The sequence below is a fragment of the Streptomyces sp. NPDC048291 genome, from assembly GCF_043201715.1.
Lineage (GTDB): Bacteria > Actinomycetota > Actinomycetes > Streptomycetales > Streptomycetaceae > Streptomyces.
Genome location: NZ_JBICZC010000018.1, coordinates 1 through 26,965 on the forward strand (window position 1 = coordinate 1; position 26,965 = coordinate 26,965).

At 71.7% G+C, this 26,965-nt stretch carries 19 protein-coding genes and 2 pseudogenes; 13 read left to right on the forward strand and 8 right to left on the reverse strand.

Features of this window, described 5'->3' with window-relative positions; genetic code table 11:
- Positions 1–252 precede the first annotated feature (252 nt).
- From ACGF5O_RS40815 to ACGF5O_RS40830, 4 genes and pseudogenes are all read left to right on the forward strand, one after another.
- Positions 253–465 carry a hypothetical protein gene (locus ACGF5O_RS40815; protein ID WP_393814993.1) on the forward strand — a complete coding sequence of 71 codons (213 nt, stop codon included), beginning with the start codon at positions 253–255 and terminating at the stop codon, positions 463–465.
- A complete protein-coding gene (locus tag ACGF5O_RS40820) occupies positions 462–806 on the forward strand; it encodes a hypothetical protein (protein ID WP_393814994.1) in 345 nt (114 codons plus the stop codon). Before ACGF5O_RS40815 ends, ACGF5O_RS40820 begins: the two co-directional genes overlap by 4 nt.
- Before the next feature lie 3 nt (positions 807–809).
- A complete protein-coding gene (locus ACGF5O_RS40825) occupies positions 810–1,283 on the forward strand; it encodes a hypothetical protein (RefSeq protein WP_393814995.1) in 474 nt (157 codons plus the stop codon).
- Between the two features lie 317 nt (positions 1,284–1,600).
- Positions 1,601–1,798, forward strand: a pseudogene (locus ACGF5O_RS40830) (dTDP-4-dehydrorhamnose reductase); the annotation flags it as partial.
- An 84-nt stretch (positions 1,799–1,882) separates the two neighbouring features.
- Here ACGF5O_RS40830 and ACGF5O_RS40835 read toward each other — a convergent pair.
- The 3 genes and pseudogenes from ACGF5O_RS40835 to ACGF5O_RS40845 form a co-directional block, all read right to left on the reverse strand.
- On the reverse strand, positions 1,883–3,433 hold the full coding sequence (locus tag ACGF5O_RS40835) for a caspase domain-containing protein (RefSeq protein WP_393814996.1): 1,551 nt from the start codon (positions 3,431–3,433) through the stop codon (positions 1,883–1,885).
- A gap of 22 nt (positions 3,434–3,455) precedes the next feature.
- Positions 3,456–3,890: pseudogene (locus ACGF5O_RS40840) on the reverse strand (hypothetical protein); the annotation flags it as partial.
- Positions 3,891–4,449: 559 nt separating this feature from the next.
- Entirely contained in the window at positions 4,450–4,836 is a 387-nt protein-coding gene (locus ACGF5O_RS40845) for a recombinase family protein (RefSeq protein ID WP_393814997.1), read from the reverse strand.
- Between the two features lie 98 nt (positions 4,837–4,934).
- Between ACGF5O_RS40845 and ACGF5O_RS40850 the strand changes: the two genes are divergently transcribed.
- The 4 genes from ACGF5O_RS40850 to ACGF5O_RS40865 all read left to right on the forward strand — a co-directional run bounded on the left by ACGF5O_RS40850 (position 4,935) and on the right by ACGF5O_RS40865 (position 11,428).
- On the forward strand, positions 4,935–6,608 hold the full coding sequence (locus ACGF5O_RS40850) for an FAD-dependent oxidoreductase (RefSeq protein ID WP_393814998.1): 1,674 nt from the start codon (positions 4,935–4,937) through the stop codon (positions 6,606–6,608).
- Positions 6,605–8,083 (forward strand): ATP-binding protein, encoded by a 1,479-nt coding sequence (locus ACGF5O_RS40855; protein WP_393814999.1) that lies wholly within the window; start codon positions 6,605–6,607, stop codon positions 8,081–8,083. Before ACGF5O_RS40850 ends, ACGF5O_RS40855 begins: the two co-directional genes overlap by 4 nt.
- A complete protein-coding gene (locus tag ACGF5O_RS40860) occupies positions 8,080–8,433 on the forward strand; it encodes a UBP-type zinc finger domain-containing protein (protein ID WP_393815000.1) in 354 nt (117 codons plus the stop codon). Before ACGF5O_RS40855 ends, ACGF5O_RS40860 begins: the two co-directional genes overlap by 4 nt.
- A 118-nt stretch (positions 8,434–8,551) precedes the next feature.
- Positions 8,552–11,428 (forward strand): AAA family ATPase, encoded by a 2,877-nt coding sequence (locus tag ACGF5O_RS40865; protein WP_393815001.1) that lies wholly within the window; start codon positions 8,552–8,554, stop codon positions 11,426–11,428.
- A 24-nt stretch (positions 11,429–11,452) separates the two neighbouring features.
- Here the strand turns inward: ACGF5O_RS40865 and ACGF5O_RS40870 are convergent, their stop codons facing one another.
- The 5 genes from ACGF5O_RS40870 to ACGF5O_RS40890 form a co-directional block, all read right to left on the reverse strand.
- Positions 11,453–12,778 carry an SGNH/GDSL hydrolase family protein gene (locus ACGF5O_RS40870; protein ID WP_393815002.1) on the reverse strand — a complete coding sequence of 442 codons (1,326 nt, stop codon included), beginning with the start codon at positions 12,776–12,778 and terminating at the stop codon, positions 11,453–11,455.
- Positions 12,775–15,120: a glycoside hydrolase N-terminal domain-containing protein gene (locus ACGF5O_RS40875; protein WP_393815003.1), complete on the reverse strand. Its 2,346-nt coding sequence runs from the start codon at positions 15,118–15,120 to the stop codon at positions 12,775–12,777. The genes ACGF5O_RS40870 and ACGF5O_RS40875 overlap by 4 nt, the downstream gene beginning before the upstream one ends.
- A gap of 112 nt (positions 15,121–15,232) precedes the next feature.
- Positions 15,233–17,029 carry an alpha-galactosidase D gene (locus ACGF5O_RS40880; RefSeq protein ID WP_393815004.1) on the reverse strand — a complete coding sequence of 599 codons (1,797 nt, stop codon included), beginning with the start codon at positions 17,027–17,029 and terminating at the stop codon, positions 15,233–15,235.
- Between the two features lie 31 nt (positions 17,030–17,060).
- Complete coding sequence (locus ACGF5O_RS40885; RefSeq protein ID WP_393815005.1) at positions 17,061–18,251, reverse strand: ROK family protein; 1,191 nt, start codon at positions 18,249–18,251, stop codon at positions 17,061–17,063.
- A 193-nt stretch (positions 18,252–18,444) separates the two neighbouring features.
- Positions 18,445–20,226 (reverse strand): M4 family metallopeptidase, encoded by a 1,782-nt coding sequence (locus ACGF5O_RS40890; protein WP_393815006.1) that lies wholly within the window; start codon positions 20,224–20,226, stop codon positions 18,445–18,447.
- 307 nt (positions 20,227–20,533) lie between these two features.
- Between ACGF5O_RS40890 and ACGF5O_RS40895 the strand changes: the two genes are divergently transcribed.
- From ACGF5O_RS40895 to ACGF5O_RS40915, 5 genes are all read left to right on the forward strand, one after another.
- Positions 20,534–21,760 carry a serine hydrolase domain-containing protein gene (locus ACGF5O_RS40895; RefSeq protein ID WP_393815007.1) on the forward strand — a complete coding sequence of 409 codons (1,227 nt, stop codon included), beginning with the start codon at positions 20,534–20,536 and terminating at the stop codon, positions 21,758–21,760.
- Between the two features lie 103 nt (positions 21,761–21,863).
- Entirely contained in the window at positions 21,864–23,207 is a 1,344-nt protein-coding gene (locus tag ACGF5O_RS40900; RefSeq protein WP_393815008.1) for a CAP domain-containing protein, read from the forward strand.
- A 56-nt stretch (positions 23,208–23,263) separates the two neighbouring features.
- Entirely contained in the window at positions 23,264–23,941 is a 678-nt protein-coding gene (locus tag ACGF5O_RS40905; RefSeq protein ID WP_393815009.1) for an AIM24 family protein, read from the forward strand.
- A 132-nt stretch (positions 23,942–24,073) separates the two neighbouring features.
- Entirely contained in the window at positions 24,074–25,033 is a 960-nt protein-coding gene (locus tag ACGF5O_RS40910) for a threonine/serine dehydratase (protein WP_393815172.1), read from the forward strand.
- Between the two features lie 200 nt (positions 25,034–25,233).
- Positions 25,234–26,868: a serine/threonine protein kinase gene (locus ACGF5O_RS40915; RefSeq protein WP_393815010.1), complete on the forward strand. Its 1,635-nt coding sequence runs from the start codon at positions 25,234–25,236 to the stop codon at positions 26,866–26,868.
- Positions 26,869–26,965: the final 97 nt, after the last annotated feature.

Consider the following 26,965-nt stretch of genomic DNA (forward strand, 5'->3'; position numbering starts at 1 on the left):
CTGGCCCTGCGGAGTAAGACCACCGCCCTGCGCATATCTCATGCCCACGGCGTACCGCAGGGATCCAGCAATGTCAGCCCCGACAACTGAACGGACAGGTCAGTAACAGTCGCCGCCGAGTCGGACACCCTGGGCGTCCAGGTCCGTGCCCTGCTACTCGACTCAGCCCAGGACGACTCGGAGGCCGTCGCGACGGTCGTCACACTGGTCTGCCAGGGCGATTTCGCCGAGCACTACCCACGTCAGGCCCTCGTGCGCCTGCGGCACATCCTCGACCGGTCCGAGACGGACGAAGCCGTACGGACAGCGCAGGAGGCGCTGCGGGACATCGCCGCACGCGACGGCCAGCTGCCGCGGGTGTGGAGCACCGTCATCAAATGGGCCACTGAGAAGAAGCACCTGGCCGGACGCCGGGCCTTCCTGTCGCTCCTGGATCCGCGGGTGGACCCGTACTTCTGCAAGTGATGCTGGCGGCGGCCGAACAGAAGGAAGACATCAAGGAAGCGCTCCTGGACGGCTGGAACGCGACCTCGGCCGACACCCGGGTCGAAGCCGAATGCCTGCAGCTGCTGACCGCCTGGGCCGAGGCGCGGAAGGCAGCGGACATGCCGACCGAGCTCCCGACGGACCTCCTCAACCAGATCATGCTGGGCCACCTGGTCGCCTCCCCGGTCGCCGCGCTCATCTTCGGCGAACCCGGAGTCGCCGACGGCGAGGCGGTCATCGACCCGCGCAAGGACCTCCGGCGGCCCCCGATGCTCTCCTCCCTGATCACCACGCACGAGCGCGCCTCGGCGGAGTCCTGACCCATGGCCTCCACACGATGGTCGCGCCGACGCGCGCGCAAAGCGGTGCGGCGCGGACCGACCCGCTTCGAGGTCCGACTGCGCAGTGCCTGTCCCGACATCGGCTTCACCGCCCGGATCACGGCCACCGTCCTCGCAGAGCCGCCCTACCCCAGCCCCGTCGAGGAGATCGCGGGCGCCGTGCGCACCATGCTCAGGGACGCTGCGAGCAAAAACCCGAAGACGTGCGACCCGGCCGACCTCGCCTCGGCGCGGGATGTCTGTGGCCAGCACCTCGCACGGGTGCGTCAGCTGCCCACCGACCCTCCCATCGAGTTCACGGCCGAGCTCACACTCGGCCTGCTGCCCGACGACCGGGCCGCCGCGACCGCGCTGCTGTCCGCTCAGCGTCGGCAGGCCGTGACCGACATCCTGCGGCGGCAGAAGACCGACGCACTCGCCTCCGAACTGGCCTACCCCGCCGCCCTATTGGCTTGATGAATCGAGCGGGACAACGCCGACTGGTCCCAACTTCCACCTCTTCGCGAACGAGGTGAACACGGTCGCGGACGTGTTCGCCCGGCATCGCCCCGAGGATGTTCGCGCCGTCGAGCATGCCACGCGACTTGCCCTCGACGATGCCTTCCCAGGGCGTCGTCCGGTCCTGGTTTGCGAGATGTGAACATGCCGCAATCGTACGAAGGCAGACCGCCGTGGTGCGGTGTCACCAGGCACCCACTCCGCCGTACGCCTCCCCCACCTCGGGCCGTACGAATGTCCCGAGCGGGATCACCGTCCGGTCTGGCGTGTCGCGCATGACGGTTCTGATCATCGGCGGGAGCGGCTTCCTGGGGGCCGAACCGGTCCGGCAGGCGGGCACCGCCGGACACACGACGGCAGCCACGTACGCGACCGGGCCCGGCGACGGCGGCCGGACCGTATGGCATCACCTCGCTCTCCGGGATCCGGCACGTGTCGGCACCGTCCTGGCCGAGGCCACACCGCGGATCGTCATCAACGCGTCCAGCGGTCGAAGCGATTGGGCGGTCACAGCCGAAGAGCCGGTCCGGCTCGTGCCGACCTGGCCGCCGCCCCCTTCAGTCACTCGGGTGGTCGATCCTGAGTTTTTTGATCGTTTCTACGATGCCGTGGACGAATCGATCCGTGTTGCCGCTGCCGCTGGACTCGGTCAGCCGCAGCGACCGGGCCCCGTACTGGAATTCCGCCTTCGAGTAGGTGGCCGAGGCCCCTGTCTCTCCGGTGACCACCCACTCCTCCCGAGTGGTGAGGGAGACGACGAGCCCGTCGATGCCGTCGTAGTGAACGAACGGCACGGATCCATTGGCACGCACATACATTCCCCGGTCGGTCAGCATCGCCCAGTCCCTGTGGCGCCGGAGGAGCGACGAGCGCAGTTGCACGGCGGCGAGTGACATTTCCGTGTCCGCCACCCGGCACCGGCCCCGCAGTTCCGTGTGGTCCCGGACGGCGGCCTGCTCGGGGCTGAGCAGGAGATCCTTGTCGCTCAACAGGATGCGCAGGGCGTGGGCGAACATGGGCGGTCGGGCTCGTCGGGAGTGTAGGAAGGCATCTACGGCGGAAACCCTGTAGCCGTTGCTGAGGAAACCGACCTGTCTGAAGTAGGGCGGGCGCACACCGAGGCAACGCTCGGGATCGGACATCCTGTCGACGAGGTCGGGGAGTTCCCGGTCCACCTGTGCCATGTCGTAACCCCGGCGCTCGTGTCCGAAGGTTCGCAGGGCACGCAGCAGGGCGAGTTCATCGGCCCCGGTCGCGGCCGTGAGCGTGGCCTGCGAGTGCTGCGGGGAGGGGGTGGGGGCCAGGACGAAGTCGCCCGCCTGATGCCGCAGGGGCCGGGCCGGTTCCGGCCGCCGGCCGCGGGCGAGGACGAAGTCGCCCGCGTGGTGCCGCATGGACTGGGTCGGTTCCGGCAGCCGGTCGCGGGCCAGGGCATCGGCCGTACGGGCGAAGTGGTCGCGAAGTGTCCAGCTCTCACCCGGGCCGGGTGTCTCCCGCTCGATCGCGTCGATCAGGTACTTGGTGAAGTAGGTCTGCGCGTGCGACGTCTTCGGGTCGGATTCGTACCAAGCGGTCCGGTAGGCGCCGCTGGCGGCCATGGTGAACGCGCCCGTTCCGCCCGTCCGGTCGATCAGATTCCTGGAAGGGAACGCCAGACTGGCCTCGGGCCGCGCCGCCCAGCCCGCGAAGCAGCAGTCCAGAATCACGATCTTCGTCCGCGCGTCGCATGCGCGCAGCGCGGAGCGCACGTCGGAGAACTGTAGCCCGAGCGTGGTGCACCGCGAGCCGGACTCGGGCGATTCCCCCAGGGCCAGGCACAGTTCGTCGTCGTGGAGCTGCCCGTGTCCCACGAAGTAGAACAGGGCGACGTCCAGGGCCTCGCCGAACGCCGTCATCAGCTGATCCGGTAAGGAACCCCGCTCGGATGTGTCGCGCAGCACCTCGACCCGCTGCTTCGGCCGACCGCACAACGGGCCGGTCAACAGCCGCGCCATCCGCTCCAGGCTGGTGCGCGCCGCCGGTACCGAGGGCAGGTGCCGGTAGTGTGACACGCCGATCAACACCGCCCGCGAGCGGGAGTAGTCGCGCAGTGGGCCGCGGTCGCTCATCGAGGAGCCCCTCAAGCACCGGCTTGATCTCGTCGATGTTGGACGCTTCGAGGACGAACGGCCTGCCTTTGAATGTCGTCTCGATGCGGAGACTGGTGCGCCGCGAGCGAATGAAGTCGGGCAGGGTCCGGATCGCCTCCACCGCGGTGGTGCCGCCGGCGACCAGTGTCAGCACGTCCCACGCGCCGAGTTGCCCCGGCTCCGGCGTCCTGGCGACGACGGCCACCTCGACCCCGGGCCGCCCGAGCAGCCAATCCCGCAGCGACCACAGGTGAGACGGGTCGGAGACCGCCAACTGAACTTCCACCGTGCCGTGTTGGCGTGCTTTTTCCGGCAGCACAGAATCCTCCGGCTGATCGACTTCCAAGCCAGGCCGACATCGTTCCAGAAAGCACGACTTCGGCGGACGGAATTGGACAGACTGCCCGCGACGCTCGGTCACTCCACCGAGGAACACGCGAGGGCGTGCTGCTGCCAACCGGCACGGCCGGCGCCTCTCGCGTGTGCTGCTTGGCGACTTCCCGCGTCAGCGCGCGGCGCGGGAGTCGCCGTCGAGAGGCGCGGGGGCGGGTGGCGGGACCGGCTGTCCTCCGCCCGGAGCACCCTTGAAAACTGGAGTCCGCGACGACGAACCACTCCTGGCCGTTCCAACAGCCGATCTGCGCGTCGAGGGCCGCGTGGGCCTCCTCGAACACCTGGACGCGTTCAGTGATTTCGAGGTCCACCAGGCCGTTGACGAGTCGTTCCCGGGCCGTGCCGGCAAGCGTCCCGCAGCTGGCGAGCAGAACCTGGTACCGGCTGGTGAAAACCAGGGCGTCCATGCCCTTGGCGTTGCCCTGGGAGCGCAGGACACTCGCCGTGTCCGTGGCCCAGCTGAGGTACCGCAGGGGCGCCTGTAAGCGTTCGCCTCTGGAAGCCGGAGGTTGATGGCGTTGGCATGGATCTCTGCGAGTAGGCGGCGGATGTTTTTCCGGTCAGCCCCCGGTCGGGGTGTTATGAGCATGGCGCTGATCCTGTCAGGGAGGACCGACAGCGTCGTCCTGGCAGGGACTGCCCTCACCGACTGTGGAGTCCACGCCACGCAGCGTACGCACCGACAGGAGCCGGGCCTCCTTCTCCGCGTCTTTGATGCCACTGATCAAGGAGTGCCGGACGCCGTAGTTGCGTGGGGTGAAGGTGCGGTCCAGGCTGGTCACGTGGATCAGGTATCCGCCCGCCTCCGCCTCGTCGACCAGGGCCACGCCCCGGCCGGTCTCACGGGCGCGCCTGGACACCTCCCACGGCACGAGCACGTCGCCGGGTTCGCCGGAGGCGCCGGACGTCAGGTCGGCCAGCAGCTTCTCGAAGTCGTCGCGCACTTCGGCAGCGATGTTGTCGCGGTGCTGGTCGGTGATGCTGCGCACGGTCTAGCCCTTGCCTTTGGACACACGCACGTACTCGCGTGCTGCCCTTGTCACGGTTCCCGTGGCCATAGCCCCTCCCCGTCCCTTACGGTCGCGTTATGTCACCTTCACAGTCACCCGTAGGTGTGATCATGACCGTGGACGACGACCCGGGGGTCTCCCGTGCCGTCGCCCGGGACCTGCGGCGGCGCTACGGCGCGTCGTACCGGATCGTGCGCGCGGAGTCCGGGGAGTCGGCGCTGGACGCGCTGCGGGAGCTGAAGCTGCGCGGCGACCTGGTGGCGGTGATCCTGGCCGACTACCGGATGCCGCAGATGAACGGCATCGAGTTCCTGGAGCAGGCCCTGGACGTGTACCCGGGCGCGCGCCGGGTGCTGCTGACCGCTTACGCGGACACCAACGCGGCGATCGACGCGATCAACGTCGTCGATCTGGACCACTATCTGCTCAAGCCCTGGGATCCCCCGGAGGAGAAGCTCTACCCGGTCCTGGACGACCTGCTGGACGCCTGGCGGGCCAGTGACTACCGGCCGGTGCCGGCCACGAAGGTGGTCGGCCACCGCTGGTCGGCGCGGTCCTCGGACGTGCGGGAGTTCCTGGCCCGCAACCAGGTGCCGTACCGCTGGTACTCGGTGGAGGAGCCGGAGGGGCAGCGGCTGCTGGCCGCGGCGGAGGCCGACGGGGCGCGGCTGCCGCTGGTGATCACGCCGGACGGTACGCCCCTGGTGGAGCCGGAGGCCCCGGAGCTGGCCGCGCACGTGGGCCTGGCGACGACCCCGACGGCGGACTTCTACGACCTGGTGGTGATCGGCGGCGGTCCGGCCGGGCTCGGCTCGGCGGTGTACGGGGCGTCGGAGGGGCTGCGGACCGTGCTCGTGGAGCGGTCGGCGACCGGCGGGCAGGCCGGGCAGAGCTCGCGGATCGAGAACTACCTGGGCTTCCCCGACGGCGTGTCGGGGGCCCAGCTCACCGGCCGGGCCCGGCGGCAGGCCACCAAGTTCGGCGCGGAGATCCTGACCGCCCGCGAGGTCACGGGGCTGGAGATCAACGGCGCCGCGCGGGTGGTGCGGTTCGCGGACGGCTCGGCGGTCGCCGCGCACAGCGTGATCCTGGCGACCGGGGTGCAGTACCGGCAGCTGGAGGCCGAGGGCTGCATCGACCTGACCGGCTGCGGGGTGTTCTACGGCTCCGCGCTCACCGAGGCGACCTCCTGCCAGGGCCAGGACGTGTACATCGTCGGCGGCGCCAACTCGGCCGGCCAGGCGGCGATGTACCTGTCCCGGTTCGCGAAATCGGTGACCCTGCTGGTCCGCGGCGCCGACCTGTCGGCGTCGATGTCGTACTACCTGATCCAGCAGATCAACGAGGCCCCGAACATCGCCGTGCGCAGTCACACCGTGGTGGACGCCGCGCACGGCGTGGAGCGCCTGGAGCAGCTCACCCTGCGCCATGTGCAGAGCGGGGACCGGGAACAGGTCGACGCCCAGTGGATGTTCGTCTTCATCGGGGCGGCACCGCTCACCGACTGGCTCGGCGACACGGTGCTGCGGGACGAACGCGGGTTCATCCTGGCCGGGCCGGACCTGACCGTCGACGGACGGCCACCGGCCGGCTGGGAGCTGGACCGGCCGCCGTACCACCTGGAGACCAGCATTCCCGGCGTGTTCGTGGCGGGCGACGCACGCGCCGAGTCCGCCAAGCGTGTCGCGTCCGCCGTCGGAGAAGGAGCCATGGCAGTGATGCTCGTCCACCGGTATCTGGAGCAGTCATGAGCGGGCAGCTGATGCCGTGCAGCCCGCGGGAGATCGGCGCGCTGTTCCTGTTCGAGAAGCTGGAGCCGGAACAGCTCGGGCGGCTGTGCGCGGCCGGCCGGGTGGAGCTGTTCCAGCCGGGCCCGGTCTACACCGAGGGTGAGCCGGCCACCTGTTTCTACGTGATGGTCGAGGGCACCGTGGTGCTCTCCCGGCAGGTCGGCGGCGACGACGTCGAGGTGACCCGGACCTCGCAGGCCGGGGTGTACGCGGGCGCCATGCAGGCCTACCTCGGGGACCGGGTGCGGCAGGCGTACAACAACACGATGCGGGTGACCGAGCCGACCCGGTTCTTCGTGCTGCCGTCCGACACGTTCGCGGAGATCATGCAGGACTGGTTCCCGATGGCCGTGCACCTCCTCGAGGGCCTGTTCTTCGGTGCGAAGAACACCCAGGCGGCGATCGGTCAGCGCGAACGGCTGCTGGCGCTCGGCTCGTTGTCCGCCGGGCTCACCCACGAGCTCAACAACCCGGCCGCGGCGGCCGTGCGGGCCACGTCGACGCTGCGCGAGCGGGTGGCGAAGATGCGGCACAAGCTCGCCATCATCGCCGGCGGGCCGTACTCGCGCGAGCAGTTGGCGGGCCTGATCGAGATCCAGGAGCGCACGGCGGAACGGGTCGCCAAGGCGTCCTCGCTCAGCCCGCTGGAGACCGCCGACCGGGAGGACACGCTCACCGACTGGCTGGAGGACCGCGGCATCGAGCACGGCTGGGAGCTCGCGCCGACCTTCGTGCAGGCCGGTCTTGACGTCGACTGGCTGGAGCAGGTCGCCGCCGCGGTCGACGAGGAGATCCTGCCGAACGCGGTCGGCTGGCTCAACTACACCATCGAGACTGAGCTGTTGATGAACGAGATCGAGGACTCGACCACCCGGATCTCGAACCTCGTCGACGCGGCCAAGCAGTACAGCCAGCTGGACCGGGCGCCGTACCGGGTGGTGGACGTGCACGAACTCCTCGACAGCACCCTGCTGATGCTGTCCGCGAAGATCGGGCAGGACATCCGGGTGGTCAAGGAGTACGACCGTACGGTCCCGCCGGTCCCCGCCTACCCCGCCGAGCTCAACCAGGTGTGGACCAACCTCATCGACAACGCGGTCTGCGCGATGAAGGACGGGGCAGGCGAGGGCGACGGGCACGGCACGCTGACCGTGCGGACGGCGCTCGACCACGAGCAGCTGCTGGTGGAGTTCCGGGACACCGGGAGCGGGATCGCCCCGGAGATCAAGGACCGGATCTTCGACCCGTTCTTCACGACCAAGCCCGTGGGGCAGGGCACGGGGCTCGGTCTGGACATCTCCTGGCGGATCGTCGTGAACAAGCATCACGGCACCATGCGGGTGGAGTCGGAGCCCGGCGACACCCGGTTCCAGGTGCTGCTCCCGCTGACCGCCGAGACGCCCGAGGAATCCGAGACACCTGTGGAGGCAGTATGAGTGGCGACACCTCGATAGACCCGAACGTCGCACCGAGCGGCGCCGGGTGTGTGGAGTGCGACGCGGCGGGGGGCTGGTGGTTCCATCTGCGGCGGTGTGCCCAGTGCGGGCACGTCGGGTGCTGCGACGACTCGCCCGCGAAGCACGCGACGGCGCACTTCCGTGACACCGGGCATCCGGTGATCCGTAGTTACGAACCGGGCGAGGGGTGGTTCTGGAACTACGCGACGGAGGAATTGTTCGAGGCCGGGCCCGAGTTGGCGCCGCCGGTGAGTCATCCTGCGGAGCAGTCGGTGCCGGGGCCTGCGGAGCGGGTGCCGGAGGACTGGGCTCGGGTTCTGCGGGGCTGAGCGTCCAGGGGGGTGGGGGTGCTGTGGTGACGGCGGCTGCGGGTTCGTCGTGGCTTGTCGCGCAGTTCCCCGCGCCCCCCAGGGGGTTTCGCCTTGCGCTTCTTGCGAGGATGAGGGTGTGTCGCAGAGATCTTTCGGTAGCCCTCTGATCGGGCGGGACGAGGAACTGCTTCGCCTCGGCGGAGTACTTGAGCAAGCCCGCAACGGGCGTGGGCAAGCCATGTTGGTCGCCGGGGACGCGGGGGTCGGGAAGACCAGGCTGCTGGACGAGGTGGCGCTCAGGGCGGCCACGGACGGGGCCACCGTCGTCACCGGGCACTGTGTCGATCTCGGGGACGTCGGGCTGCCGTACCTGCCGTTCACCGAGATCCTCGGGGTGCTGGCCGCCGACGGGCGGTACGCGGAGGTGCTCGCCGCGCATCCTGTCGTGGGGCGGCTGCTCGGGGCCGGGTCGGACTCCGCCCGCGACGCGGATGCGCGACTGCGGCTCTTCGAAGGGGTCGCCGGGCTGTTCGGCAACCTGGCCGCCGAACAGCCCTTGCTGCTGGTCCTGGAGGATCTGCACTGGGCCGACCAGTCGTCGCGTGACCTGCTGCGGTTCCTGCTCAGCCGTGGGGTGCTGCCCCGGCGGCTCGCCGTGCTGGCCTCCTACCGTGCGGACGATCTCCATCGGCGCCATCCGCTGCGGCCGTTGCTCGCCGAACTGGTGCGGCTGCCCGGGGTGGAGCGGCTGGAGGTACGGCCGCTCGGGGACGGGGAGGTGGCGCGGCTGGTGCGGGCGCTGGAGGAGCGGCCGCTGTCCGAGGCGACCGTGCGGGACATCGTGGAGCGGGCCGAGGGCAACGCCTTCTACACCGAGGAGCTGGTGGCAGCCGCCGACGCGGACGGGATGCCGACCGGGCTCGCCGATCTGCTGCTGATCCGCGTCGAGCAGTTGTCGGAGACGGCCCAGCAGGTGCTGCGGACGGCCGCGGTGGCGGGGCGCAGGGTCGGGCACGACCTGCTGCGGGACGCGGCCGGGCTGCCGGAGGACGAGCTGGAGACCGCCCTGCGGGAGGCGGTTGGGCGGCAGTTGCTCGTCGCCGGGGACGGCGACACGTACGCCTTCCGGCACGCCCTCGCGCGCGAGGCCGTCTACGGCGATCTGCTGCCGGGGCAGCGGGCGCGGCTGCACGGCACGTACGCCGGGCTGCTCGCCACGCGCGGGGGCGGGGCGGCGACGGCTGCCGAGCGGGCGCACCACTACCGGGAGAGCCACGACCTGCCCGAGGCGCTGGCCGCGTCCGTGGAGGCCGCGGGTCACGCCCGGCGGATGGGTGCCCCGGCGGAGGAGCTGCGGCATCTGGAGGCGGCCCTGGACCTGTGGCCGGCCGTGCCGTGCGAGGCGCGGCCCTCCGGCGAGGGCCTGGACCCGGTGAGCCTGACGCTGCGGGCGTCGGCCGCCGCCGCACACTCCGGGGACGCGCACCGGGCGGTGTCCCTGACCCGGGCCGCGCTGGCCGGGACCGGCCAGGACGCGGATCCCGAACTCGCCGCCCGGGTGCGCTACACCCTCGCCGGGAACCTCATGACCGTCGACAACCTCGCCGCCGCGTTCGCCTACAGCAGCGAGGCACTGGCGATGATCCCGGCCGAACCGCCCTCCCGGACCTGGGTGTGGGCGGCGGCCACCCATGTCATGGCGGCCCGGCAGGTCGGGGACGACGCGACCGCGTTGCGGGTCGCGCGGCAGGCTCTGGAGGTCGCCGAGCGGATCGGTGCCACCGCGGCCCGGGCCGACCTGTTGATCTCGCTGGCCCGGCTGGAGGGCGGCGGGCGCCGCTCCCCGGAGGCTCGGGAACGGCTCCGGGAGGCGCGGGAACTGGCCAGGTCGGCCGGGGACACGCCGGTGGAGATGCGGGCGCTGTTCAGCCTGGCCATCGGCTGCTTCGAGTCGGGTGAGCTGCGGGAGTGCCTGCCGTGGATCACCGAGGGCCTCGACCGGGCCCGGCGGTCGGGGCTGCTCTCCTCGCCGTACGCGCTGGAGATGCGGTACCTGCGGCTGCTGGTGCTCTTCACGCTGGGGCGGTGGGACGAGTGTGTGCGGGTCGCCCGTGCGGATCCGGCGCCCGGTTTCGCCGAGGGGCCCGTCCTGTACATAGCGCTGGCCCGGGGCGAGCCGGACGTCGTGGCGCGGGCCGGGGCGCTGCTCGGGGAGCCGTTCGACTGGATGGGCACGTTCGTCGGGGGGATCGTGCTGACGGACGCGGCAGCGCTGCGGGGTGATCCCGAGGAGGCCGTGGCCCGGGCGCGGGACGTGGTGGCGGTGCTCTCCGACGAGTTGGGGCGGGCGCCGCACGTGACGGTCCGGCTCGCCGCGCTCGCGCTGGCGGCGCTCCCGGACCGGGCGACGGCCGAAGGGCACGGCGACGGGAGCCCGGACCGCTGGGCCGGTGCCGCCGGTGAACTGGTGGAACTGGCCCGGTCGGCGGCCGTGTCGCAGGGTCCGGAGGGGCAGGCCTGGCTGGCGCGCGCCGAGGCGGAGTGGGCCCGTGCCGTGTCCGGGCCGGACGTGGCGGCCTGGGAGAAGGCGATGGCCGCGTTCACGTTCGGCGATGTGTACGAGACGGCCCGGGTGCGGCTGCGGTACGCCGAGGCCCTGGCGGCCGACGGGCGGCGGGCCGAGGCCGCGGAGCAGGCGCGGGCGGTCCGGGAGACCGCGCTGGCGCTGGGGGCCGTGCCGTTGCGGGGGCGCGCGGACGCGGTGCTGGGCCGGTCGGCGCCTGCGGAGAGCACGGTCCCGCCGCTGACCGCACGCGAGCGGGACGTGCTGCGGCTGCTGGCGCTGGGCCGCAGCAACCGGCAGATCGGCGAGGAGCTGTTCATCACCGGCAAGACGGCGAGCGTGCATGTCTCCAACATCCTCGCCAAGCTGGGCGCGGCGAGCCGTACGGAGGCGGTGGCGATCGCCTACCGGGAACGCCTGATCACCCCCGAGCCGACGGCCCGGGGGTGATCGGACGGGGGTGGTCCGGTTGTCTCAGCGGTCGCAGTCCAGGCTCGCCAGGTCGACGGAGTCGGCCATGGCCTGCATTCCCTTGTCGTTGGGGTGGATGTGGTCGCCGCCGTCGAGGAACGGCATCATCCGCGCCTGGTCGTAGGGGCTGCGCAGGATCCGGTCGAAGTCGGCGATCCCGTCGAACTCCCCGCTGGTGCGGATGTACTGGTTGACCTGCCGGCGTACCGCCTCGCCCGCCTGGTCCCACTCCGGCCAGCCCTCGAACGGCCCGACGGTCGAGGCGACCACGCACTTCCCGGCCGCGTGCGCCCGCCGGGCGATCTCCCGGTAGCCGGCGATCAGGTCGGCCGCGGTGACCCCGGTGTGGGCCTTGATGTCGTTGACCCCCTCGAAGAGGAAGACGGTTCGCAGACCCGGCTGGCCGAGGACGTCGCGGTCCAGCCGTTTGAGGGCCGCCTGCCCGGCGCCGTCGGCGAGGACCTGGTTGCCGGAGATCCCCTCGTCGGCCACGCCCTTGACCTCGGTGTCGGCCTTCTGCAGCCGGCGGGCGAGGTAGTCGGGCCAGCGCCGGTTCTGGTCGCTGGTAGACGCCCAGCCGTCGGTGATGGAGTCGCCGAGCGCCACCACGGCCCCGGTGTCCGGGTCCTTCGGCCGTACCGAGACCGAGTCCAGGTACCACCAGGAGCCGGTGGTGTCGGTCCAGTTGGCGGCGCTCTCCTCGGCGGTGTGGTCGCCCTGGGCGAGGTAGGAGGTCTGCATGGCCATGCCGTGGCCGGTGGCGGGTCCTGCCGCGTCCGGGCTGTGCAGACTGACGACCAGGTTGCTGCCTGCGGGCAGGGTGCCGGGCAGCGGGTCGCTCCACGCGGTCGCGCCGGCCGGCACGGTGACCGTGCGGGCACCGTCGAAGGTCAGCCGCCTGTTGCTGCCCGGCTTGAGGGCGGCGCCCGCGCTCTGCAGGCCGGCGTAGACGCTGTCCAGGGTCAGCGGGCGGTCGCCGAAGGCGTTGGACAGCCGTACCCGCAGGTCGCTGCCGGCCGCGCTGGTGTGCACGACCAGCCGGTAGCCGCGGTCGGCGGTGCCCTGCCCCAGCTGGTCGGCGCTGGCACCCCAGGTGACGACGTCGTGCCGGGCGGAGGCGGTGGATCCGGCGGCCGGCTGCGCGGACCGGGCGGAGGGCTGCGCGGACGACCGGCCGGAGGGCTGCGCGGAGGCCGGGCCGGACGACTGGGAGGAGAACTGGTAGGAGGACGGTGACACGGGAGTCGCCGTGGCGGACCCGGTCTGGCAGGCGACCGTGGTCAGTAGGACGGCGGCGAGGCCGAGGAGCCGTGCGGACCGGCCGGTCACCGCGCCAGGTCCTTCAGCGTGACGGAGGCGCCGGGCTTCAGCGTGATCGTCCGGCTCCTGCCGCCGTAGGCGACCGTGGTCGTACGGCCGCCGACGCTGCGGATCCGGGCCTCGGTCGGCTTGCCGTCCCGCCAGCTCAGGTCGACGACGAAGCCGCCGCGGGCGCCCGCTCCGGTGACCTTGCCGGAGGCGGCCCAGGCGTCGGGCAGGGCGGGCAGGAGCTCCAGGTGGCCGGGACGGGAGTACAGCAGCATCTCCGCGATCGCAGCCGGCGTACCGAAGTTCGCGTCGATCTGGAAGATGCCGCGGCCTCCGCCCATGTCCATGATGTCGAAGAGGTTCGACGCGCTGCCGTTGCTGCCGTTCACCGACGGCTTCAGGTTGTTGACGACGAGCTGGTAGGCCTTCTCCGCGTTCTTCAACCGGGCCCAGCACAGGCTGCGCCAGGCGTTGGACCAACCGTAGCTGTCCATCCCGCGGGCCGTCAGCAGAGCCGTGGCACCGGCGAGGATGTCCTTGGGCGTGGAGTCGTCCGGGCGGATCCGGTCGCCGGGGAAGAGGTTGATGAGCGGCGAGAGGTGGCGGTGGGTGGTCTCGCCGAGGTTGTCCGGGGACATCCACTCCTCCAGCCAGCCGGTCTTGGGGCTCACCACCGGCAGGTAGAGGCGGTCGCGGAGCCCGCCGACGGTGCCCGCGTATCCAGCATCCCTCTTCAGCTCGGCCGCCGCAGTACGGAAGTTCCCGAACAGGGTCCAGACCAGTTCCTGGGCGTAGGTGATGCCCTTGGCGTCCAGCGGCCCCTGCTCCGGCGACCAGTCGCTGTCGGCGATCAGCACCTCCCTGCCGTCGTCCAGGGTGGTGGTGAGCAGCCGCGCCTCCCAGAACTCGACGGCGCCCTTGAGGAGCGGGTAGATCTTCTCCAGGTGGGCGCGGGACTGGGTGAACTCGTAGTGCTCCCACAGGCTCTGGCAGAGCCAGGCGTTGCCCGCCGGGTGCCACCACCAACCGCCTCCGCCGTAGGGGTTGGTGGAGATGGCGACGGTCCAGCCCGCCACCTTGCCACGGGAGTTGCGGTAGCGGTTGCGGGAGTCCTGGAACAGCCGCTCGGTGGTGTCCTGCCAGGACGGGAGCTGGTCGACGCAGTAGTCGGTGAAGGCGTCGAAGCACTGGGACAGGCCCAGCCGGTCGGACAGCCAGTAGTTCATCTGGACGTTGATGTCGGTGTGGTAGTCGCCCATCCAGTCCGGGTCGTTGCCGTCCAGCCAGAGGCCCTGCAGGCCCATCGGGAGGCTGTCGCGCGACCCGGCGACCATCAGGTACCGGCCGAACTGGGCGTAGGCGGCCTCCAGTTCGGGGTCGGGGTCGCCGGTGGCGGCGCGGGCCTGGACACGCGCCCAGGTGTCCAGCTCGCGCTGGTCGTCGGTCGAGGTGCCGAGCGACAGGTCGAACCGGCCGAACAGCGCCCGGTGGTCGGCCGCGTGGGTGCGCAGCAGCGAGTCCGCGGAGTGCCGGGCGGCAGCGCCGGCCTTGGTGCGGGCCAGCGCCACCGGGTTCAGCGACGGGTCGCGGTAGCCGGCGGCGGCGTCCGGCGCGTAGTCGGTGCCGCCGCTGAGGACGACGGTCAGGTCACGGCAGTCGCTGAAGGTGATGTGCGAGCCGCTGACCCGCACGCTGCCGCCGCTGCCGTACGCCCGGACGGCCGCCCCGTACTTCAGCCCGTTGGCGAAGGACCCGGCGAACGACTCGGCGGTGCCGCCGGTCTCCCCGTGGGTGCCCTCCAGGGTGATGGTGCCGGTGTAGCGCCCGCCGCCGTCCTGGCCGAAGTGCACCACGATCACGTCGTCGGGCCGGCTGGCGAAGACCTGCCGCCGGTACGTCACCCCGGAGCGGACGTAGGACGCCGTCACCACGCCGTTGTCGAGGTCGAGGGTGCGGCGGTAGTCGGAGACGGAACCCAGGTCGTGGTCGGGTATCTCGACGGTGAGCCGGGCGAGCAGGGTGAGCGAGCCGAAGTCCGCCCGGCCGTACGGGAACTGGCCGTCGGAGTCGAGGGTGTCGTTGAGCCGGCCGGTCCACAGGGTGGCGTCGGTGACCAGGAGGAGCTCACGGCCGGAGTCGTTGCTCGCGAGGGCGCCGAGCCGGCCGTTGCCGACGGGCAGGCCCTGCGTGATCATCGAGCCGTCGTCGGCGGGCGCCTGCCACCAGAGGTGGTGGCGGGGCGTGGTGAGCGGCTCGGAGGACCGCACCGGGGCGGCGGAGGCGGTGAAGGAGGGGAGTGAGGCCAGGGCCCCGGTGGCGGCGGCCAACGCCAGAAAGCTGCGTCTGCTGGGGTGGTTGTCCATGGGGTTCCAATCCAACGTCCGTGAGGGGTGCGCCCCCTTGGGGGCGCGGGGGAACTGCGCGACCGGCCCCCACCGGCCCGCAGTTCCCGAACGACGCACTTGACCGAGACGACTACCGAGGCGACTTGGGAACGTCGATCCGGTCGACGTCCGGCGCGTACCCCGACCCGCTGTCGAAGCTGATGGTGTTGGCGCCGGCCTTCAGGGTCACCGGCACACTCACCGACGCCACGGTCCCCCAGTCCCCGGTGGACGGGAACTTGTGGCCGGTCCCGGCCCCGGAGTCGGCCGCGACGGTGGCAGACCGGGAGTCACCGCTGATGTAGGCGACCTTCACCAGGTACGTGCCGGCCTTGTCGACGACAACGTTGTTGAAGGTCAGCTTGCCGCCCTGGTACAGGTTTCCGACCTTCTTCTGCCCGGAGCAGGCGTCGCACCCGGCGACGGACGCGTTGCCGCTCAGCGTGTTGCCGCTCGCCTCGGCCTCGTACCCGGTGGACGCCAGCGCGCTGCCCTTCGGCGTCACGGTGAACAGGCGGGAGCCGTGCGCCGGCAGCGCCTCGGTGATCTTGTTCTGGAAGCTGCCGAGGTCCTCCTTGTTCCAGACGTCCCGCACCGACGCCTTGCCGCTGAAGCCCAGCGCCGTCCAGTCGGCGGTGACCGCCGAAGGCGAGCCCGCGAGGTTGAACAGGGCGACGGTGTACGTGCCGTCGGCGTTCTTCGCGGCCCAGACCTGCTGCGGGTCGGACGGGGTGACCGGCCGGGCCGGCGGGTTGTCGCTCTGGTCGATCGCGATGACGTCGCGGTTGGTCAGCAGGGAGACGCCGTAGTCGTCGAGCTTGGTGAGGTCGTCGCCGGTGAACAGCGGCGACTTGGCGATGGCCCAGAGGGTGGCGTAGCTCTGCCGTTCGGCCTTGGTGAGGCCGTCCATCGCGCCGTTGCCGACATCGAGGGAGTCGAGGTCGTTCCAGCCGCCGGGGCCCGCCTTGCCGGTCCAGGCCGGGGTGTCGTCCCAGCGGTCGTCGACCGAGTTCTCCCAGCTGACGAGGGTGTTGCAGTAGCACTCGACGTCGGTGTCGATGCGCCAGCCGTTGGTGTACTTCTGCCAGTCGGCGGCGTGCCCGAAGTCCAGGGACCAGGAGGCCTCCAGGTGGATCGGGCGGCCGGTGGCGGCGATCGCCTGGTGCCAGGCGGCGACGTCGGCGACGTTGTCGTACTGGTCGCCGCTCTTGCCTGAGCCGGGGCCGACGCCGTCGAGCTTGAGGAAGTCGTAGCCCCAGCCGGCGATCAACTGGGCCTGGGAGTCTATGTACTTCTGCGCGCAGGGCTTGTCGAAGTCGAGCTTGTACGAGCTGTCCCAGCCGTTGGTGGTGCGCAGGTCGTCGTAGACGACGTCCGCGGTGGTGCAGCCCTCGGCGTTCCAGATCGGCGTCTTGCCGTCGCCGTAGGCGCCCTTCTCCAGGCCGGCCGGGAGGTAGATGCCTGCCTTGAGGCCCTTGGCGTGGATGTGGTCGGCGACGGCCTTCATGCCGCTGGGGAAGCGGGCGGGGTCGGCCTTCTGGCGGCCGTACTGGTCGTAGCCCTGCTTCCAGTTCCAGTCCATCCACCAGCCGGCGTCGATGTTGACGTGGTCGTAGCCGTACTTCTTCAGCTTGCTCGCGAGGGCGTCGGTCTGCTTGAGGACGTTCGCCTCGGTGAGGTAGCTGTAGTCGCCCTTGTCGTTGAGGCCGGGGTACTTGGACGACTGCATGCTCCAACTCGACCAGCCCATGTAGGGCTTGGCCGCGATCGGGGCGGGCGTCTGGGCCTGCGCGGCGGGCACGGTGGCCGCGCAGGCGGCCGTCAGCGCCAGCACGAGGACGGTTCTCAGCCCGCGTACGGGCAGGGCGGAATTCGAAGGTGACCGCATGGGCCCTCCAGGGTTCGGGGTCTTGGGCGGCTCAGCCCTTGCCCGTCGGTGTGGGAGAAGAGGTGATGAAGGACTGGATCGCGGCGGCCGCGGCCCCGCGCGCCCACTCCTCGAAGGCGAGTGGGCGGGTCTGTACGTCGCTCTGCGCGGCGGAGCCGAAGGCCGCCGCGGTGAACGAGTCGAGGATCTGCTCGGCGAAGAGGTCGTAGGCGGCGAGTCCCTCGCCGGAGATGATCACGCGTTCGGGGCCGAAGAGGTTGGCCACCGTGGCGATCCCCCGGCCGATGGCCTCGCCGGCCCGGGCGTACACCTCGCGCGCCCCGGGCACGCCCTCGTGGGCGAGGGCCAGCGCCGCCGCGGAGTCGGCGACCTGACGGCCGGTCACCTCCCGCATGCGGGTGACGATCGCGGCGTCCCCGGCGATCGCCTCCACGCAGCCGCGGTTGCCGCAGTGGCAGAGGGGCCCGGCCGGGTCGATGGCCACGTGCCCGATCTCCCCCGCCACGCCATGCGCCCCGGACACCACCCGGCCGTGGACGACCAGTCCGCAGCCGATGCCGGCGCCGACGGTGACGACCGCGAAGTCGGAGAGCCCGACCCCGGCGCCGAACCACTGCTCGGCGACGGTCAGGGCGCGGACGTCGTTGTCGACGACGACCGGCAGTCCGGTGGTCATGGCGGCGAGTTCGGCGAGGGCCACGTTCCGCCAGTCGAGGAAGGGCGAGTAGCGCACCACCCCTTCGGAGCGGTCCACGTCGCCGGAGACGGCGATGCCGAGGCCGAGCACGGGGGCGCCGAAGTCCTCGGCCTCGGTGCGCAGTTCGTGGGTGAGTTCGGCGACGGAGGTCAGGACGGCCTTGGCGGCGCGGTCCGTGACCGGCAGCCGGCGGGCCAGCAGGATCCGGCAGCACAGGTCGGTGAGGACCGCGATGACCTCGTCGCCGGTCACCTTGACCCCGATGAAGAGTGCGCGTCCGCCGTCCACCCGTACCAGGTTGGCGGGGCGGCCGAGGGAGGGCCGGGCCTCGCCGTCGGCGTCCTCCGCCAGGTACCCGGCCGCCAGCAGCGGCCGGACGGCCTTGGTCACGGCGGCCGGCGACAGGCCGGCCCGGCGGGCCGCCTCCAGCCGGGTGAGGGGGCCGTGGGACAGGACCGTGGTGAAGATCTGCGAGACGGCCGGCGTGTGGGCCGGGAACGTCTCGGCATGGGAGGTGGAGCGCATGGCCGGGAACTTAGGTGGCTTATTTTCCGCTGTCAATAAAAGAAACAGGAATCACCTGATGGTTGACTGTGAGGCTCCCGTGGCCTTCAAATGGCGGGTGAAGCGGGGGCGTTGACTCGTCTTCCACCGGTACGGCCGATCCGGGTGCCCGGCCCCCCGACGGGGCACCCGGATCAGCTTCGGGGCACGCCCGTCAGTGGCGGGCGGCCGGCGTGTCGGCCTCGGTCACGTTGACCGCGGCCCAGGCCCGGTCGACCGTGCGGTACTCGGCGCTGCTCGCGCCGTAGAGGTCCGTGGCCGCCTTCAGCGTCGCGATCCGCGCGTCGTGGAAGTCGGTCGAGGAGACCATGTACCGGGTCAGCGCGCGGTAGAAGATCGCCGTGGCCTTGGCGCGGCCGATTCCGGTGACCGTGGACCCGTCGTAGGTCGGTGAGTCGTAGGTGGTGGCACCGATCGTCTTGCGGCCGCTGCCCTCGGCGAGCAGGTAGAACGCGTGCGAGGAGACGCCGGAGCCGGCGTGCACCTCGGCATCCGCCGCCTCGGGCGACCAGTAGTCGACGGTGCCTTCGAGGCGGTCCAGCGAAGGGTGGTCGAGGCGGCGCAGGAACTTCTGGCGCAGGCCCAGCTTCTCGCCCAGCAGGTAGTTCGGCGGGTTCTTCGGGTTGTTGGCGAAGAACTCCACGCCGGAGCCGAAGACGTCGGCCAGCGACTCGTTCAGCGCGCCCGGTTCGCCGTACTGGTTGCCGTCGTCGTCCACGCGGGTCGGTTCGAGCTTGGCGGTGGCGTCGACCACGCCGTGGGTCAGCTCGTGGCCGGTGACGTCGAGGACGACCAGCGGCTTCTTGATCTCGGTGCCGTCCCCGTCGCCGTACAGCATGCAGCCGCAGGTGGAGTCCCAGAAGGCGTTGCCGACCTTGTTGCCCCAGTGGACCATGGCGCGGGCGGGCTTGGAGTTGTTCGCTATGCCCTTGCGGCCGAAGGCCTTCTTGTAGAAGTCCAGGGTCTCGGTGATGCCGTACTGGGCGTCGGCGGCGGCGCTGCCCCGGCTGGTGGTGGTGCCGTTGCCCCAGCTGTCGGTGGTGCTGGTGAACTTGGTGCCCTGGCCGAAGCTCTCGGTCTCCCGGCCCTTGGCGTCCCGGGTCTCGGTGCCGTAGCGGGTGGGGTCCTTGAGCAGGAAGCTCTTGCGGGCGGTCTGCGTGGTGGTGAGCGGGACCTTGCCGACGAAGAGGGACCTGCCGGAGCCGTGGGCGGTCGCCGGGTAGTGGGCGGCGGCGGAGACGGACGCTCCGGTGAGGGCCTGGGCGCGGACGCCGGTGCCGAGGACCGGGTCGAGGGCCTCGCCGCGGCTGCGGAGGGTGTCGAGCAGCCGGGGCGAGAGGAACTCGTCGCTGTCCGGCGTGTTGCTGCGGACCCTGCCGGTGAGGGCGTCGACGACGACCGTGCTGGAGCCGTCGGAGCCGTCGACCGCCACCTGGTAGGCGAGGGCGGCGGCGCCGTTCCGGGCGTCCACCACGAGCTGCGCCGGGCCGGGGTCGCCGCCGGCGGCCGCGGCGGCCTTCTCCTCGGCCTGCCGGGCGGTCAGCTTCGCCTCGGTGGCGGCGGGCCTGACGGTGTGGTCGGCCGCGCGGGTGACGCCGGTGTAGGCCAACCGGCGGGAAAGATGGACGACGAGGTCGCCGCCGAGCACCGGCATCCCCCGGTGGGTGCGGACGAAGCGGACGTGGCGTGCCCCTTCGGGGTCGATCATCACGTCCTGGGGCTGGAGCTCGTCGCCGGCACCGACTCCGGTCGCCGCGGCATGGGCGAAGGCCGCGGTCCGGGCCGCGGCCACCACCTGCGCGGTTGTCGTGGCGGAGGCCACGGCCTGCTGTCGTTCCCCCGTCGCGGGACCGGCGAAGGCCGTACCGGCCAGGCCCGTGGCGGCCGTCGTCACGGCGACGGCGACCGCCACGCTGCGTATGTGCGCACTACGCACTGATCAGGGTTCCTTCGTTCGAAGACGGTCGTGGTCACCAACCGCCTTGCGGCAGGGCGCTGTTGGGCGCCGAGGGGGCTGGTCGGGCCCCGGCCGCAACCCTTACGGACGAATCATGTCCATGTAAAGCGCAATTCGTCGCTTTTCTTGCTTTTCATGGCAATACTTGACGAACCCGCACCGCACGGTGATCGAGGAGTGACCAACTGTGCGTCGGCTGTGGAGATGTGACGGGATGCGAGAGGGTTCCCCGAACCCGATGTGACTCATCTCGCATCGAAGACAGCACAGAGAGGAGCAGGTCCGAATGGTCTCGGCAATGGTGTGCAGAAGTGCGGTGCTCGGGGCGGTGACGCTGTCACTGCTGGCGGTCCCGGCCCAGGCGGCACCCCTGAAGACGGCGGCGAAGGCCCGGACGGCCGCCGCCCTCCCGGCGCCCGACACCGCGGGGCTGACCGCGGTGCTGCGCTCGGTGGTGGCGAAGGGCGCGCCCGGCGCGATGGCCCGCATCGACGACGGCACCCAGGTCTACCGGTCCGCCCAGGGCATCGCCGACCGCGCGAGCGGGCGGGCCCTCACCACCGCCGACCGCTTCCGGGTGGGCAGCGTCACCAAGACGTTCTCGGCGGTGGTCCTGCTGCAGCTGGTGGACGAGCACAGGCTCGCCCTGGACGCGCCGGTCAACCGCTACCTGCCGGGGCTGCTGCCGGACGACCGCATCACGGTGCGGCACGTGCTGAGCCACCGCAGCGGGCTCTACGACTACACCAACGACATGTTCGCCAGCAGCGTGTCCGGCTTCGAGGCCGTGCGCAACAAGGTCTTCACCTACCGCCAGCTGATGGACCTGTCCCTCAAGAAGGCGCGCACCAACGCGCCGGGCGCCGCCTACTCGTACTCCAACACCAACTTCGTGGTCGCCGGGATGCTGATCGAGAAGCTCACCGGGCACAGCGTGCGCACGGAGTACCAGAACCGCATCTTCAAGCCGCTCAAGCTCGACGACACCTTCTACGTCCACCCCGACACGAAGATCCCGGGCCGGTACGCCAGCGGCTACCTCACCGCGGACCGGGCGGGCGCCGCGCCCGTCGACGCCACGAACCAGACGGTCTCCTGGGCGCAGAGCGCGGGCGCCATCATCTCCAGCGCACGCGACCTCGACACGTTCTACTCGGCGCTGGTGCGCGGCAAGCTGACGTCGGCCGCCCGCCTCGCGGAGATGGAGCGCTTCACCCGCGTCAACGCCAACACCTCCTACGGCCTCGGGCTGCGCCGCCGCGACCTGTCCTGCGGGGTCTCGGTGTACGGCCACACGGGTGCCGTACAGGGCTACTACACGTACTCGTTCACCAGCAAGGACGGCAAGCGCAGCCTCACCGCGCTCGCCAACGCCTCCAACAGCTCCGACGTGCTCAACACGCTGGCGTCCACGCTGGAGCCGGTGTTCTGCGGCAAGCAGAAGTCCCCGCGCAGCGCGACCGTGCCGCTCGAACGCGAGGACGTGGCGCCGGCCGCCCCGCGGGAGCAGTAGCGCCCCGATCCCCGCAGGGAACCTCGCGCCCGGGCCGGACGTTCAACCGGCGACTCCCCCACCGGGCGCGAGGTTCGGCCCCTGACCGCGTAGAGGCGGCGCGATGAGCGAGCTGGTCCCCGGGGGCAATCTGCCCCTTCCGGGCGGCGCGCTGACGCTGCGGGTGCCCGGTCCCTTCGACGTGTCGGCGCTGATCACCGACGACAGCGGCAAGGTCGGCGGCGACGCCGACTTCGTCTTCTACAACCAGCCGGACGCACCCGGCGTGCGGCTGCGCGGCGACACGCTGACCGTCGAACCGGCCCTGCTGCGGGCGGGCGCCGAGCGCGTCACCCTCACCGTCACCGCCGCCGAGCCGGGCACCCCGCTCGGCCGGCTGCCCGCCGCCACCCTGCACGTGACCGACCGCCTCGGCCGCACGCTGGCCCGCTTCGCCCCGGCGCGCCCGCAGACGGAGACCCTGCTTCTGCTCTCCGAGATATACCGCCGGGGCACCGGCTGGAAGCTGCGCGCGATCGGCCAGGGGTACGCGGACGGACTGGCGGGGCTCGCCCGGGACTTCGGGGTCGACGTGGTCGAGGACCGGCAGCCCTCCCCCGGCTCCCGCGCCACCATCCCGGCCCAGCGCACGGCGGCCTCCCCGGCCCGCCCCTCGACGACCGCGCTCCCCGATCCGGACGGCCTGCTGGGCCTGGTCAACTCCGCCCGCGCCGGGGCCGGCCGCCCGCCGGTGGCCCCGGACGCCCGGCTCACCTCCGCCGCCCTCGCGCACGCCACCGCGATGGCCGACGCGGGCCGGCTGGCCGGCGAGGGCCCCGACGGCGTCTCCGTCCACCAGCGGATCAGCGCCACCGGGTTCGCCTACGTCACGGTCGGCGAGCACCTCGTCTCCGGCCCCCGCACCCCGGCCGAGTTCGTCGAGTACTGCCTGCGCGGCGAGGACGCCCGGCGCACCCTGCTCGACCCGGCGTTCACCCACGCGGGCCTCGCCCACGCCCGTGGCCCACGGGGCGGGGACACCTACTGGACCGCCCTGTGGGCCAGACCCCTCACCCAGGCCGAGCTGACCCGCACCCGCGCCGAGGTCGTCGACCTCACCAACCGGGAGCGCACCCGGGCCGGGCTGCGGCCGCTCGCGGTGGATCCGCAGCTGGCGACGGCCGCGCAGGCGTACAGCACGGACATGGCGACCCGCGACTTCTACTCGCACACCTCGCCCGAGGGCACCCAGCCGTGGGACCGGGCCGCCGCCGCGGGCTCGCGGCGGCGCACCATCGGCGAGAACATCGCCTGCGGCCAGCGCTCCGCGGCCGAGGTGGTGGACGGCTGGATGAACAGCCCGGGCCACCGGGCGAACATCCTCAAACCGGACTTCACCCACATAGGCATCGGCTTCGCCGGGGGCGGCCGGGCCGGCACCTACTGGACCCAGCTGTTCGGTGCCTGAACCGGTACACACCGTGATCTTGGCGGAACGGGTCCGTCCGGGACACCATGCCCGACATGAAGGGTGATCTCTTTTCCAGTCAGCACATGGTGGCCCCGGCGCTCGAGCCGGGCATGACGGCCGAGAACGCGAAGTGCCTCAGGTACACGGTCAACGGCGAGATGTACGCCCGCCAGGGCGCGATGATCGCGCACCGCGGCAACCTGAAGTTCGAACGCAAGGGCCAGGGCGTCGGCGGGATGCTCAAGCGCGCGGTCACCGGCGAGGGGCTGCCGCTGATGTCCGTGCAGGGGCAGGGCGAGGCCTGGTTCGCACACGAGGCGCAGAACTGCTTCATCGTCGAGATAGAGCCGGGCGACCAGTTCACGGTGAACGGCCGCAACGTGCTGTGCTTCGACGCCACGCTCTCGTACGAGATCAGGACGGTGAAGGGGTCCGGCATCGCGGGCGGCGGCCTGTTCAACAGCGTGTTCTCCGGACACGGCAGGCTCGGCCTGATCTGCGACGGCAACCCGCTGGTGATCCCGGTCTCGCCGCAGGCACCGGTGTACGTCGACACGGACGCGGTGGTGGGCTGGACCGCGCACCTGCAGACCTCGCTGCACCGCTCGCAGTCGATCGGGTCGATGCTGCGCGGCGGTTCCGGCGAGGCGGTCCAGCTGATGCTCCAGGGCGAGGGCCATGTCGTGGTCCGGCCGAGCGAGGCGACCCCGCAGAAGGCACAGCAGCACTGACCCTCGGCGCCCTGGTCCGAGTGTCCGGCCGCCGCGGCCGGTCCGGGTTGACCAGGGCGGTCCGGCCGGGTGAGGGTGCGAACGGCGCGGACCGTCACTCCCGCGCCGGAAGGGTGAACCGCCTTGAACGGCATCATCGGCATCTCGGACATCGAAGCCGCGGCCCGGCTGATCGAAGGACATGTCGTCCGCACTCCCACCGTGCCCAGCCCCGGCCTGTCGGAGCTGCTCGGCGCGCCGGTCACCGCCAAGCTCGAACTCCTCCAGCGCACCGGCTCCTTCAAGGCGCGCGGTGCCGCGGCCAAGCTGCTGTCGCTGACCGAGGCCGAGCGGGCGGCCGGCGTGGTGGCGGTCAGCGGCGGCAACCACGGCATCGCCCTCGCGGTGATGGCGGCCGCCCTCGACGTGAAGGCGACGGTGGTGATGCCGCGGACGGCGCCCGCACGGTCGCTCGCGCTGGTGGCGGAGTCCGGGGCGTCGGTGCGGCTCACCGACGGCATGGCCTCGGCGTTCGAGCTGCTGCCGCGGCTGCGGGACGAGGGGCTCACCCTGGTCCATCCGTTCGACGACCCGGTGGTGATCGCCGGGCAGGGCACGGTGGGCCTGGAACTCGCCGAGGACGCGGACGACGTCACCGACGTGATCGTCAGTATCGGCGGCGGGGGTCTGATCGCGGGCGTCGCGGCGGCCCTGCGGGCGCGCCGCCCCGGGGTGCGGGTGTGGGGCGTGGAGACGGCGGGCGCGCAGGCGATGTCCGAGGCGGTCGCGGCGGGCGCTCCGCTGCCGGTCGAGGTGTCCTCGATCGTGACCACGCTCAGCGCGCCGTCCGTGTCCCGGCTGACGTACGACCATGCGGCGGAACTGGTGGAGGAGGTGCTGGTGGTGCCGGACCGGGAGGCGGTGCGGGGCAGTCTGGAGTTCGCCGAACACGCCAAGGTGTGGGCCGAGCCGGCCGCGGGCTGTCTGCTGCCCGCGGCCCGGCAGGTTCTGGAGCGGGTCGGCGCCGGGGCCCGGATCGGGCTCGTCGTCTGCGGGGGCAATGTGACGCACCAGGAGATCTCGGAGTGGACCGCGCGCTTCGGGCTGGACTGACCAGCGGACCGCAGCCGGGCTTTTACCGTCGGTTACCCGCAGGTCGAAGCCCGGTCATTCATTGTTTTCCTGAAGTACCCGGACGGTGCGGCCACTTGAATAAAAGGCAAGAACGGTCCCCGAGTTGCAGATTCTTTGAACAAACCCAGGTATGTCCCGCGTACCTCTGGTCAATGACGAGGCAGGGGTTTCAGCGAGGGATGACGATGGTCAAGGCGCATGTCTCCGCACAAGAAGTGGTCGCAGGAAGGTACCGGCTCCTCGAAGTCGCCGACCGCGAGCCGAACCGCGTCAGCTGGTACGCGGAGGACGTGCAGGCCGAGCGACCGCGCCTGGTGACCGAGATCGCGTTTCCCGAGGCGCCCACCGAGGACACCGTGCGCCGGGCCACCACCCGCATCCTGCGCTCCTCGGAGGTGATGAGCGCGCTGCGGCCCGGCCGGGTCGCCATGGTGATCGACGCCTTCGAGGAGGCGGGCGCGCTGTGGACGGTCACGGAGCTGATCGACGGCACGCCGCTCAGCGAGCTGCTCGTCCAGGAGTCCACGTTCAACTACGTACGGGCCGCGCGCATCGGTCTCGAGGTTCTGGACGTCCTGGAGGCCGCGCACGCGGACGGCTACACGCACGGCGAGCTCAGCCCCGGCCAGATCTTCGTCCGCGACCGGGGCCCGGTGGTCATCACCGGGTTCGGCCTGGCCGGCGCCACGCTGGCGCCCCGGGTCACCGCGCCGTCGTACGCCTCGCCGGAGCAGGCCCGCGACGAACGCATAGGCCCCGCCGCCGACCTGTGGGCGCTCGGCGCGATCCTCTACACGATGGTCGAGGGACGGCCGCCGTTCCGGGACCGGGGCAAGGCGGAGGCCACCCTGAAGGGCGTGGACCGGCTGCCGTTGCGCACCCCGCTGCGGGCCGGTCCGCTGACCCAGGTGGTGCAGGGGCTGCTGCGGAAGAACTCCCGTGAACGGCTGAACCGGACAGTGGTGCGTCAGGCACTGACACGTGTCCTGGACGAGGACCCCGACACGGCCGAACAGCCCGCGCCCGTCTCCCGGCTGCGCGGCGCCTACGTGGCCGCCCGGGCCTCCGGGTGGAGCAGGACCACCATGATCGGCGGGACCGCGCTGGCCGTGGTGACCGTCTCGGTCGCGGTGCTGGCCGCGACGCAGGGTCTGCCGGGCGCCACCTCGGCGGGCTCGGCCCCCACCGCCTCGGCCACGGCAGGCGACCCGGCCAACCGCACGGACGGCAACACGCCCGGCACCTCCACCTCGCAGACGGCGTCCCCCTCCCCCACACCGTCGGCATCCGCCTCCGCCTCCGCCTCCGCGTCCACGTCCCCCTCGGCGACGGCCACGGCCGGTGCCCTGCCGGCCGGCTTCCACCGCTACACCGCCCCGGAGGGGTTCTCCGTGGCGCTCCCGACGGGCTGGAAGCGCCTCGACACCGCCCGGGACGACGTCGCCTACCGCGTCACCTTCGGACCGGGCGGCGACGACCTGCGCACCCTGGCGGTCACCTACAGCACCGACGCGGGCCCGGACCCGGTCGCGATCTGGCGGGACGACGTAGAGCCGGGGCTGGAGAAGCTGGACGGCTACCAGCGGGTCGGCCAGATCCGGGCGACCACCTACCAGGGCCGCAAGGCCGCGGACATGGAGTGGGAGTCCGGCACGGGTGCCGACCGGGTGTACACCTTCGGCCGGGGCTTCCTGCTCGGCGGCGGCCGCAGCTTCTCGCTGCGCATCACGGCGCCGGCCGCCGACTGGGACGACGCCGCGGACAAGCTCGCCATGAAGACCTTCCTGGCGACGTTCCGCGGCTCGGCGAGCTGAGCCGGGGGGGGCGCCGCGCGGCACCCGGCCGGACTTCGACGGTCCGGAAAACCCCGGCCAATGGGTCGATATAGGCTGCCCGTCGGTACGTACGCAG

Bases quoted from the DNA above. Each gene is read 5' to 3' on its own strand.
- ACGF5O_RS40900 (WP_393815008.1), top strand. From the start codon at position 21,864: ATGAGCGAGCTGGTCCCCGGGGGCAATCTGCCCCTTCCGGGCGGCGCG.
- ACGF5O_RS40895 (WP_393815007.1), top strand. From the start codon at position 20,534: ATGGTCTCGGCAATGGTGTGCAGAAGTGCGGTGCTCGGGGCGGTGACG.
- ACGF5O_RS40855 (WP_393814999.1), top strand. From the start codon at position 6,605: ATGAGCGGGCAGCTGATGCCGTGCAGCCCGCGGGAGATCGGCGCGCTG.
- ACGF5O_RS40915 (WP_393815010.1), top strand. From the start codon at position 25,234: ATGACGATGGTCAAGGCGCATGTCTCCGCACAAGAAGTGGTCGCAGGA.
- ACGF5O_RS40835 (WP_393814996.1), bottom strand. From the start codon at position 3,433: ATGAGCGACCGCGGCCCACTGCGCGACTACTCCCGCTCGCGGGCGGTG.
- ACGF5O_RS40850 (WP_393814998.1), top strand. From the start codon at position 4,935: ATGTCACCTTCACAGTCACCCGTAGGTGTGATCATGACCGTGGACGAC.
- ACGF5O_RS40885 (WP_393815005.1), bottom strand. From the start codon at position 18,251: ATGCGCTCCACCTCCCATGCCGAGACGTTCCCGGCCCACACGCCGGCC.
- ACGF5O_RS40860 (WP_393815000.1), top strand. From the start codon at position 8,080: ATGAGTGGCGACACCTCGATAGACCCGAACGTCGCACCGAGCGGCGCC.
- ACGF5O_RS40825 (WP_393814995.1), top strand. From the start codon at position 810: ATGGCCTCCACACGATGGTCGCGCCGACGCGCGCGCAAAGCGGTGCGG.
- ACGF5O_RS40875 (WP_393815003.1), bottom strand. From the start codon at position 15,120: ATGGACAACCACCCCAGCAGACGCAGCTTTCTGGCGTTGGCCGCCGCC.
- ACGF5O_RS40905 (WP_393815009.1), top strand. From the start codon at position 23,264: ATGAAGGGTGATCTCTTTTCCAGTCAGCACATGGTGGCCCCGGCGCTC.
- ACGF5O_RS40880 (WP_393815004.1), bottom strand. From the start codon at position 17,029: ATGCGGTCACCTTCGAATTCCGCCCTGCCCGTACGCGGGCTGAGAACC.